This window comes from Halomonas sp. 707D4, assembly GCF_024158685.1.
GTDB lineage: Bacteria > Pseudomonadota > Gammaproteobacteria > Pseudomonadales > Halomonadaceae > Vreelandella.
In genome coordinates, this window is record NZ_JAMZBD010000213.1 from 1 (window position 1) to 5,235 (window position 5,235).

Sequence of the window (5,235 nt, forward strand, 5' to 3'; positions counted from 1 at the left end):
CTTCTCGGCGACGCGTTGACGGCGCCCGACGCGACCTAGAAGTCGAGTGCGGCGGACAGTTTGAGCGTGCGCGGCTCGCCCTGGCTCAGATAGCCCCCGGTCGCGGAGGCCCAGTAGTCTTCATCCGTGAGGTTCTCGATGTTGGCCCGCAGGGTCAGCGTGGTCGTATCAAGATCCGTTGCGTAGCGCACGCCCAGATCCCAACGGGTCCAGGGCGCGACCTCGAGCTGGTTGGCCGCGTCCAGGTACTGATGGCCGTTGCGAATCGCGCGACCGCTGAGCGTCCAGCCTGGCGCTCGGGGAATGTCCCACTCGCTGCCCACCACCAAGCGATAACCCGGCACACCGACCGCGTCGTTGCCCTCGAAGGTACCGTCATCGGTGCGGGTCAGTTCCGGATCCATCCAGGTGGCGCTGCTCAAAAGGCGCCAGCCATCCACCGGCTCGCCGTAGACGCTGAGCTCCACCCCGCGATTGCGCTGCTCACCAAAGTAGCCGTAGACACCGCTGTCGGCATCGGTGAAGGCGTTGGGCTGCTCGATGTCGAACAGGCTCAGGCTGCCACCAATGGTGCCCAGGTCGAGCTTGGCGCCGATCTCGTCCTGGCGTGCCTCGATCAGGCCGATGCTCTGGCCGGCATTCACCGCCGTGGTGGGTGCCGTCTCTCCGGGCTGGAGCGCCTCGACCCGGTTGGCGTAGAGCGAGAGCGCATCCGTTGCCTTGAACACGAGCCCGTACACCGGGGAGAGCCGGGTATCGCTGAAGCGATTGTCGAAATCGCCGTCGTAGTCGAAGTTTGAGACCTCGACGTCCTGGTAGCGCGCCCCGAAGGTCAGCAGCAGGCGGTCATCGAGCACGCCCAGCGTATCCGAAAGCGAGACGCCGCTGTTGCGGGTTCGGCTTCTCAGGTTCGGGTCTCCCATGTCTCCCCCGGCGAAGACCGGCTCGCGAAAGGCGATGTCCGCCGGGCGATAAAGGTTGGTCGGCAGCGCCGGCGACGCCATGGTGTAGGCGGACCGGGTGGTGCGGTAAGCGCTGGAGTAGCCGAGATCCAGCTGATGGCTCACGACCCCGGTATCGAAGGCGCCGCGCAGGCCGAACTGGCTGCCCAGCCCTTCGGCGCGGTAAGGCACGCTCATCTGCCCGACCGTGGCCGAGCCGTCCAGATCATTCACCGTGGGCGAGCCGTAGATGCCGCTCTCCCGGGTATCGCTGCCGCCCAGGGCGGCGTAGGCGGTCCAGGCATCGGTCACGTCGACCTCCCCGCGCAGCATGGCGAAGTTGGTCTCGAGGGAGGTCGTCGCCCAGGAAGGGGCGTAGTTGGTGCTGGACGACGGCGCCTTCGGCACGCTTCCTACCCCGGCTCCCACGTGAACCACGGACCGGCCGTGTTGAACGTCATGGGCCTGGTGGCCGATATCCAGCGACGCGCGGCTTCGCTCGCCCCGGTAGTCGAGCCCTACCACCGCCGAGGTAGCGCGGCGCTGCTCGTGGTCGATGGCGCTGTCTCCCCGGCCACGCTCGACGCTCGCGCGCAGACCGAACTGGTGGTCGTCGCCGAAGCGGCGCCCGAGCTCGACACCGCTTTGCACGTAGCCGTTATCGGTGATGGAGGTCGTCAAGCGGGTGAGCGGTTCATCCGCAGCGCGCTTGGGCTCGATGTTGATCGCGCCGCCGATGCCCGACCCGCTGGGCGAGACGCCATTGGCGAAGGCATTGGCTCCCTTGAACAGCTCCACGCGCTCGGCGATGTTGGCCGCCACGATCTGACGCGGCAGCACACCGTAGAGCCCCCCGTAGGCGATGTCGTCGCCATCGAGCTCGAACCCGCGAATCTGGAACTTCTCGGCGAAGTTGCCGTAGCCGAAGCCGCTTTGCACCGAGGCATCGTTGGTGAGCACTTCCCCGAGGGTGCGTGCCTGCTGGTTGTCGATCAATGTCGAGGTGAAGCCGATCACGTTGAAGGGCACGTCCATCGCCTGACGTTGCCCCCAGGTACCGACCCGAGCGCCGGCGGCCACCTGTCCTCCGGCAAAGGCCGGGGCCAGCGTATCGCCCTGGGCCACGGCCTCGCCGATGACGGTCACGGTATCGAGCGCATTTTCACCGCCCGGCGCTTGTGCATGGGCCGTGGCCGGCAGCATCGAGGCGCCGAGCAGCGCAAGGGTGAGAGAGCATCGGGATGAGAAAGGCAGCGACATGAAGATTCCCTGTTCGATGACCGCCTTGCTGCCAGTGAGGGAGCGGCTTCATGACGGCGGGGGCAGATAAGAGTGTTCGAGCCCCGGATGCTACATCAAAAAAGAATCACTTTCATTTGGTATGTAGACGCATTTATTCCCTGATGGCTATTTTACTGATATGCATTATCGTTTACACTTTTTTCGATTCGCCCCCTTCGCGTCAGATCCTGGAGCTCTCCCATGTCTCTTGCGGTAGAACGAACGACGGCCACCTCGTCGCTTGCCGACTGCTACCAAGGCGCCCTGGTACTGTTCACACCGCCGTTGATCGGCGGCGCTCCTCCCGTCGGGGCGATCAAGGTATCCCGCTGGCGAAACCCGGCGCTGCTCGAGCAGGACATGCAGCGCTACGCCGCTCGTTATCCCGGGGGCGACAAGCGGGCCATTGCCTCACTTTGGTCGAAATGGCACTTCATTGCGCTCACCGTACCGACTCTGGCCGCGCACCTACTGCTCGACCGGGACCTGCCGGTGGCCCTGGACGACGTCTACGTCCTCTTCAACGACGACGGCTGCACGCGCCAGCTCTGGCTGCCCGACGAGGGTCCGCAGCTACACGGCCAGAGTACTCACGAGCGCTTCGCCAAGCTGATCGAACACCACTGGGCCCCGCTGATCGAGCGCCTGGCGGCTCTTTCCGGCGTCGCACCCCGGGTGTTCTGGAGCAATGCCGGCGGCTATCTGGATTACTACGTCAACGAACTCGCCGGGCACCCGGAGGTGAATCCGGGCGCGCTCGAGGCCGCCCGAGCGCTGCTGGAATCCCGGGAACTCGGCGGCAAACGCAACCCGCTGTTCGAGCCGGTGCGCACCTATACCCCAAAGGGTAGCGACGAAGTGAAGCGGGTACGCAAGCTCTGCTGCCTGCGCTATCTGCTGGACGAGTTCAGCGTTTGCAGCAACTGTCCGCTGGAAGGGTGCGACCGACAAGCGCGCCGGTCGCGTTGAAACGCTGACGGCGGCGCGTCACTCCTGTGCGCTGATCTGCGCCACCGCGTCTTCGCTTGCCCGCTCGCGCTGGGCGCCGGTCAGCTCCTTGAGCTGGCCTTTCGACATTTCGAGCAGCCGGTCGGCGTGCACGAAGTAGCCATCGTCGTGGCTGATCGCGAACACCGTCTTGCCCATGTCGCGTAAAAGCGGCAGCAGCTCCCGGTAGAACAGGCGGCGAAACTGCGGGTCCTGGTCCGCCGCCCACTCGTCGAGCATCAGGATGTCGCGCTCCTCGCAGATCGCCAACAGCAGCGCCAGACGCTTGCGCTGGCCCTGGGACAGCTGGGTATTGATCACCCGCTCGCCTTCCCACTGAAGCTTTTGCTTCATGTGCAGCCGCTCGAGCCAGGTCTCCACCAAGGCCGGGGTTGCCGGTGCGCCCCCAGGGCCCATGGCGGTGTCGAACTGATGAAAATCCGTGAACACGCTGGCAAAGCGCGCGCGAAAGCTCTGCCACTGCGCAGTGGTCAAGGTGTGGCCATCGAGCTTGATCTGCCCGCTCTGGGGCTGGTAGAGCCCCGTGAGCAGCCGCGCCAGGGTGGACTTGCCGCTGCCGTTGCCGCCGATCAGAAAGACCTGCTCGCCGCGTTCGAGCACCAGATCCACCGGCCCGACCTGAAAGCCCTCCTCCGCGCCGCTCGCGGGGTAGTGATAGCTCACTCCGACGAGTTCCAGGCGCTGCCAGTCGGCAAAGGCGTCATCGACCTCGAAGCCCGGCTCGAACGCGGCAAGCTCGAGGCTCGCCAGCTTGTCGAAGGCGACCTGGGCGCTGATCAGCGTCGGCCAGGCGCCGATCGCCTGGATCAGCGGCGTGCGCAGGAACAGCAGCGCCAGCGCGAACGTCGTGGCCACCGCCGGGCTCGCCCAGCCAAGCCCGTTGGCCATGAAGAACACCACCCCGATCGCCCCCAGCATCATGATGTTCGACCAGTTGCCGGCGCTCAGGTGGTAGGAGTCGGCGCGAATGATGTGATGGCGATACGTCCGTGCGTTCCGGGTGAAGCTCTCGTCGAAAAAGCGCCGCGCCCGGTCCCGGTTGAGGGCGAGCTCCTTGCGGCCTTCGATGGCGGACTGGAAGTCCTTGTAGAGATGATCCTCGCTTGCCCGTACCAGATGAAAGTGACGGTACACCCTCGAGATCAGCATCCAGCCCACGGTCATGGTGCTGGCGATCCATACCACGGTCACCGCCACCATGGAGGGCGAAAGCCAGGCGAGATAGGCAATGGACGCCAGGGTCAGCACAGCCCCCTGCACGAGCTCGGGCAGGCGCACGAACCCGACGGTGATGTTGCGCACGTCGCTTGAAAGACTCGCCAGAAGCGTCGCATTGCCCAGCCGCTCCAGGCGCTCGATATCCGTGTCCAGGATGCGCTTGACGAGCCGGGCGCGTAGATCGAAGACGAAATGGTGGCCCAGTAGCGTGAGCGACACCTGGGTGGCGAGCGTCACCGCCAGCAGCACCGCGAGCAGGCCCAGAAATTGAGGAAGCGCCGAGAGCGGGCTACCCACTTCGATCAGGCGCTGGTTGATGAAGGCGATCACCCCCACCCCGAGCCCCGCGCTGACTAGACTCAGCAGGATGGCCCCCAGAAAAGGCCAGCGGTAGTGCGTAAAGACCACCCGCAACAGTTCCATGCTCCACTCCCTATCGACTTAGGCGGCGAATTGTGACGCACTGACCGCCCAAGTCAATAAAGAGAGTGATTTGCATTCAGCACCGGAGCTCGGCGCTGTCAGTCGAACAGGCTCATGCGGGTCATGACGCCATCGCGCTTGATGCGCCAGTGATAGAGTGCGCCGAACAGGTGCAGCACCAGAAGCACGACGATCGTCCAGCCCAGAAAGCCGTGCCAGGCGAACAGCGTGCTGGAGAGCTCCGGATGCCGGCCCACGAGCCCCGGCAGGTGCCAGACGAAGAACTCGACCGGATAGCCGCCGGTGGCGGTGGCCGCCCAGCCGAGCAGCGGCATGAGGACCAGCGCAAGATAGAGCAGATGAT

4 protein-coding genes are annotated in these 5,235 nt (G+C 65.2%); 1 reads left to right on the forward strand and 3 read right to left on the reverse strand.

Annotation, left to right across the window (positions count from 1 at the left end):
* Positions 1–35 precede the first annotated feature (35 nt).
* The gene (locus BIS11_RS10295) at positions 36–2,201 is read right to left on the reverse strand and encodes a TonB-dependent siderophore receptor (RefSeq protein ID WP_253425147.1); all 2,166 of its coding nucleotides are present in this window, start codon (positions 2,199–2,201) and stop codon (positions 36–38) included.
* A 222-nt stretch (positions 2,202–2,423) separates the two neighbouring features.
* On the opposite strand from BIS11_RS10295, the gene fhuF reads away from it, so the two are divergent.
* On the forward strand, positions 2,424–3,191 hold the full coding sequence (fhuF, locus tag BIS11_RS10300) for a siderophore-iron reductase FhuF (RefSeq protein WP_253425150.1): 768 nt from the start codon (positions 2,424–2,426) through the stop codon (positions 3,189–3,191).
* Positions 3,192–3,209: 18 nt separating this feature from the next.
* On the opposite strand, the gene BIS11_RS10305 is transcribed toward fhuF, so the two are convergent.
* Complete coding sequence (locus tag BIS11_RS10305) at positions 3,210–4,871, reverse strand: multidrug ABC transporter permease/ATP-binding protein (RefSeq protein ID WP_253425152.1); 1,662 nt, start codon at positions 4,869–4,871, stop codon at positions 3,210–3,212.
* A gap of 98 nt (positions 4,872–4,969) precedes the next feature.
* Positions 4,970–5,235: cytochrome b (locus tag BIS11_RS10310; RefSeq protein WP_253586010.1), on the reverse strand; the 266-nt coding region annotated here is incomplete at its 5' end.

Bases quoted from the DNA above. Each gene is read 5' to 3' on its own strand.
- BIS11_RS10305 (WP_253425152.1), bottom strand. From the start codon at position 4,871: ATGGAACTGTTGCGGGTGGTCTTTACGCACTACCGCTGGCCTTTTCTG.
- fhuF (WP_253425150.1), top strand. From the start codon at position 2,424: ATGTCTCTTGCGGTAGAACGAACGACGGCCACCTCGTCGCTTGCCGAC.
- BIS11_RS10295 (WP_253425147.1), bottom strand. From the start codon at position 2,201: ATGTCGCTGCCTTTCTCATCCCGATGCTCTCTCACCCTTGCGCTGCTC.